Raw genomic sequence first — 5,046 nt, 5'->3', positions numbered from 1 at the left:
GAACTGGGCCAGGCTCATGGCGGCGATACTGTGGCCGGAGGGGAAGGCGTAGTTCACCTCTGCCTGCCAGTGGTTGCCGAGCCACTCGGGCAGGGCTAGCAAGAGGCTGGCCGCATGCACCTGCTCGCTGCGTACTTCCACTTTGCTGGCGTAGAACTGCTGGATGGCAGGGATCAGGTTCTGGCTCTCCAGCCAGAGCAGATAGGGGCGCGGCTCCTGGGTCAGGTGTTTGACCAGGCTCTTGATGGCCCAGTCGCCCGCCAGCACGGCAAACAGGGCGCCACCGAGGGCCAGCGTGGCGGGCAGGCCCAGTGCCAGCTTGTGTCGGGTCAGCAGCAAGAGGGCGGCGATGCTGACGGCGAGGCCGGGCAGATCCACCATGCGGGTAAGGGCGTAGGGCCACCACAACCAGCCCGATTGCAGGGAGTTGCTCATAAAGGGTTGCCAGGGCAGGCAGGTCAGCAGCAGCAGCGGCAGGATCAGGGCCGCGCTGAAACCAAGCGCCTGGCGGCGCGGCAACGAAGAGGAATGAGTTGGCATAACAGGGCTCGTAACGGGTGCGTGTAACAGAGGCAGATAAAAAAGAGGCGCCATTGTGCCAGCCTAGGCTTGTTGGTCAAGTCGCACCGGCCTGACTGTAACATGGGGTTACAAATGAGCGTGGCCCGGGCCGACCTGGCGGTGCGACCCTGGTGAAAGGGCATGGGCGAACAAGCATCTGAGCATCTGGCCGCTTTGGGCAGGCGGGGCGGTGCGACTGTGGTGAAAGGGCATGGGCGAATATGCATCTGAAAATTCGGTTGGTTTGGGCTAGAATGGCGCGCCTGTGGCCGGTTGCGAAGTGAGAGAGCCCGATGAAGATCGTCGTTGATGAAAATATGCCCCATGCCCTTGAGTTATTTGCCGAATTTGGCGAGGTGATCCCCCTGTCAGGACGGCATATGCAGGCGGCGGATCTGCAAGATGCCGACGTGCTGCTGGTGCGCTCCGTGACCCGGGTCGATGCCGAACTCCTCGCCACCAGCCCGCGGCTCGGGTTCGTTGGCACCGCCACCATAGGCACGGATCACGTGGACAAGGCGCTGCTGGCCGAGCGGGACATCCCCTTCTTCAGCGCGCCCGGCTGCAACAAGTATTCGGTCGGCGACTATGTGTTGAGTGCCTTGCTGGTGCTGGCCGAGCGCCACGAGCTTACCTTGCGCGAGATGAGCCTCGCCGTCATCGGCGCCGGCAACACGGGGGAATGTGTGGCGGGCAAGGCCGGGGCCCTCGGCATGCGGGTGCTGCGCTGCGATCCGCCGCGTGCCCGGGCCGCTGCGCAGGCGGGGGAGGCTGGGGCGTTTGTCGACTACCAGAGTGCCCTAGGTGCCGATATCGTCAGCTTTCACGTCCCCATCACCTGCGAGGGGCCGGATGCCACTTTCCACCTGCTGGATGAGCAGGTGATCGCCGCGCGACCTGCCGGACAGATCCTGATCAATGCCTCCCGTGGCGAGGTGTGGGACAACCAGGCGCTGCTCGCTCGCCAGCAGGGGCCGCAGCCCCTGCGACTGGTGATGGATGTGTGGGAAGGGGAGCCCGAGCCACTGCGGGCCCTGGTGCCCCATACCGAGATAGCGACTCCTCACATCGCAGGCTACAGCCTGGAGGGCAAGGCGCGCGGTACCTGGATGCTCTATCAGGCGCTGTGCCAGCAGCTGGGGCGCACGCCGCGCCAGGATCTGCAATCCTTGTTGCCAGTCCCCGAGGTGCGCGCTCTGACACCGGGTCAACCGGCGGATCAGGCGTTGATTAAGCAGCTGGTGCACCTTATTTATGACGTGCGTCGCGACGATGCCCGTTTTCGTAACCGGATTGAGGTGCCCGGCAGTTTCGATGAGCAGCGCAAACACTACCCGGAGCGGCGCGAGCTATCCTCGTTGCAGGTCTGCGGCCCGTTTGCTGGCGATACTCTGGCCCGGCTCGGCTTTGGCATTCAGGCCGAGTGAGCCGACTCAATCCCTAGTTCAACACCAGAAAATGGGCGGACCTAGTGCCACACCCGGTCCCGCCCTTGTCCGGTTTGGCATGATGCCAAATCCCCTATCGGGCAGGTCAGCCTGCCAACTGTGATGCCAGCGTGCGTCAGCGACACCATGGATAGCAGCTGTTAACCGGCGCTATCCATGGGTAATTCCACAGGAGAGAATATTAGTGAGTCAGCAATTCAACGTAGCGGTATTGGGCGCCAGCGGCGCCGTGGGTCAGGCCATGATCGAAATTCTGGAGGAGCGCGCCTTCCCGGTAGGCACCCTCTATCCGCTGGCCTCCAGCCGCAGTGCCGGTGATACGGTGCGCTTTGGTGGCAAGAACCTCGAGATCAAGGACGTGGAAGAGTTTGACTGGAGCCAGGTGCAGATCGCGCTCTTCTCCGCCGGGGGCGAGGTCTCTGCCAAGTGGGCGCCGATTGCTGCCGAGCACGGCTGCATCGTCATCGACAACACCTCCTGCTTTCGTTACGACGCAGACATCCCGCTGGTGATCCCGGAAGTGAACCCGGACGCGTTGGCGGATTTTCGTAACCGCAACATCATCGCTAACCCGAATTGCTCCACCATCCAGATGCTGGTTGCGCTCAAGCCACTGCACGACGAAGTAGGCATAGCCCGTATCAACGTGGCGACCTACCAGTCCGTCTCCGGCTCCGGCAAGGAGGGGGTGAGCGAGCTGGCCGGCCAGACCGCGCAGCTGCTCAACGGTCGTCCGGTGGAGCCGACCCTCTACCCGCAACAGATCGCTTTCAACCTCATTCCGCAGATCGACAGCTTCACCGACAACGGCTACACCCGTGAAGAGATGAAGATGGTGTGGGAAACCCAGAAGATCCTGGGAGATGCCAGCATAGCGGTGAACCCCACCTGCGTGCGGGTGCCTGTGTTCTACGGTCACGCCGAGGCGGTCCACGTCGAGTTGCACCAGCCGCTGGATGCGGATCAGGTCAAGGAGCTGCTGCGCAATGCTCCGGGCGTTACCCTGTTTGATGACGACGCGGATTATCCGACCCCGGTGCGCGATGCCACCGGCAAGGATGAGGTGCTGGTCGGCCGGGTCCGTCAGGATATTTCTCACCCGAGTGGTATCAATATGTGGATCGTGGCCGATAACGTTCGTAAGGGCGCTGCGACCAACAGCGTACAGATTGCCGAACTGCTGGTGCGCGATTACCTCTGATCGGCTGACCAGATGGGGAAAGAGCCCCATCTGGCGTGAAACCTGCCACCCCCATGGGGCGTGGATGTGACCGGGGCCGCACTCTATGGCCCCGAGAATTTTTCGTGATATCAACTGATTAAGTTTTTTCCTACACTCACAAACACGTTGGGTGCTAAATGTGTCGGATTGCTGGCTTGCACCCTGAGCCTGATTTATATTGAACCGACTGTTTTGGGGTAACTATCCAGATTTTTCAATGCGATAGGGCCGTCATACGAAGGAACGAATATGGGACATTCCCGCATAACATTGGCAATGCTACTCGCATTGGGTCTGCTGGGCACCGCTCAGGCTGAAGACTCGGCGCGGGAGCCTTTTTTTGTTGAGATCAAGGGCCCGGACGAACCGGATCGGCCTGCCGTCAATGCCCAGCCGTTGGCACAACCCGTCACCGCTCCCCGCACCACGTCCCAACCCAGCCAAGCCAGGGCCCAGCCCATAGTGCGGCAGGTTGCGACCAGCAATGCCGGCAGTTATGGCCCGATCCGCCCCAACGATACCCTCTGGAGTCTGGCGAGCAGGCACCGCCCCTCCAACAAGGTGAGCGTCTACCAGACCATGGTGGCGATCTACGAGAAGAATCCCCGCAGCTTTGCCGATGGCAACATCAACCACATACTGGTGGGATCCCGCATTCAGCTGCCAACCGCCGCCGAGGCCAGCGTCATCACGGATGCGCAGGCTCGCCAGCGTTTCAACAGCGACAACGCCAGCTGGAAAGGGTTGAGCCCGAAATACCTGGCCAACAAACATGCCCAACCGGCCAAGCTGACTGAAACCAAGGTTGCCGCCGCGCCTGCCAAGGCGACTGCGCCCAAGGCCGCGCCCATTCCGGCCCCCGTGCCCAAGGTGACCACGCCGCAACCGACCACCGAAGTCAAAGAGATTGCCAAGGCGGCCGAACCCGTGCCAAGCCAGGCCGCTGCAACCAGCGCCGCCAGTGCGAGCGCACCGGCTCCGCTGCCGGCCGATGTGGGTAAACCGGTCGGCAAGCCCTCCACCGAGATGGCGCTGGCGCTGGAAGATGCCAATGCCCAGCTTGGCCAGGTCACTGAGATGAACCACAGGCTCAAGCTGCGCCTGCAATCCCTGACCGAAGAGGTGGAGATCCTCAAGGCCCAGCTGCTGGATCAGACTGCGCTGCAAAAAGAGATTGCCGAGCTCAAAGCCAAACCGGTTCCGCCAGTGGTGGCCCCCGAGCCCAAGCAAAACTGGCTGATGGACCTGCTTGCCTCACCGCTCAACCTTGCGATGATCATATTGCTGCCCGTGCTGCTGGTGCTGGCGCTGGTCACGCTCTGGCTGCGTTCCCGTGCTCGCCGCGAGCTGGAGGAGCAGGAGAAAAGCCTGTCTGAATCCACCTCTATGGTCATGGATCAGGAGAGCGGCGAATTTGACGAGCTGATGACGGTCGGCATCACGGACGAGGAGCCGATGCGACCGAGACCGGATCTCAACACGCCTGAGGGTTATATGGCAGTTGCAGAGCCAGAGGCACCGGCCGATCTGGTGTTCAGCGATGATGGCGAGACGGATCTGGCCAGCTTCGAGCCGGAACCTGCGCCCAAGATGGCCATCCGAGACCCGGATCTGGTGCCCGAGTTGGATCTAGGCCATGACGAGGCCATTGAGCTTGATGCCGGACCGGATCTCGATCTCGCCAACGAGTTCAACCCGCCCAAGGGCGGTCATGAGATCATGAGCGAAGAGGAGCTGCAGGCAGCGCTGTTTGCCGAGCTGGACGACGACCTTGCCGCCGATCTGGAACTGGATGCTAACGATGACGGCCAGCCG

4 protein-coding genes are annotated in these 5,046 nt (G+C 62.0%); 3 read left to right on the top strand and 1 reads right to left on the bottom strand.

Features of this window, described 5'->3' with window-relative positions; translation table 11 throughout:
• Positions 1 to 540, bottom strand: a 540-nt coding sequence (locus tag AAC083_RS20185; protein ID WP_108537561.1) for a phosphatase PAP2 family protein, incomplete at its 3' end; no start/stop codon positions are given.
• A gap of 314 nt (positions 541 to 854) precedes the next feature.
• On the opposite strand from AAC083_RS20185, the gene AAC083_RS20180 reads away from it, so the two are divergent.
• From AAC083_RS20180 to AAC083_RS20170, 3 genes are all read left to right on the top strand, one after another.
• Complete coding sequence (locus AAC083_RS20180) at positions 855 to 1,988, top strand: 4-phosphoerythronate dehydrogenase (RefSeq protein ID WP_108537560.1); 1,134 nt, start codon at positions 855 to 857, stop codon at positions 1,986 to 1,988.
• A 205-nt stretch (positions 1,989 to 2,193) separates the two neighbouring features.
• Entirely contained in the window at positions 2,194 to 3,210 is a 1,017-nt protein-coding gene (locus AAC083_RS20175) for an aspartate-semialdehyde dehydrogenase (protein ID WP_042037878.1), read from the top strand.
• Between the two features lie 270 nt (positions 3,211 to 3,480).
• Positions 3,481 to 5,046: FimV/HubP family polar landmark protein (locus tag AAC083_RS20170; RefSeq protein WP_258224785.1), on the top strand; the 1,566-nt coding region annotated here is incomplete at its 3' end.

Origin of the sequence: Aeromonas sp. HMWF014, assembly GCF_963878295.1 — a bacterium.
Lineage (GTDB): Bacteria > Pseudomonadota > Gammaproteobacteria > Enterobacterales > Aeromonadaceae > Aeromonas > Aeromonas popoffii.
Note: the sequence above shows the minus strand (reverse complement) of the source record. Positions and strands in the feature narration are given on the sequence as shown.

What these genes read in the sequence shown, in the direction of transcription:
- AAC083_RS20180 (WP_108537560.1), top strand. Translation starts at nt 855, where the DNA reads ATGAAGATCGTCGTTGATGAAAATATGCCCCATGCCCTTGAGTTATTT.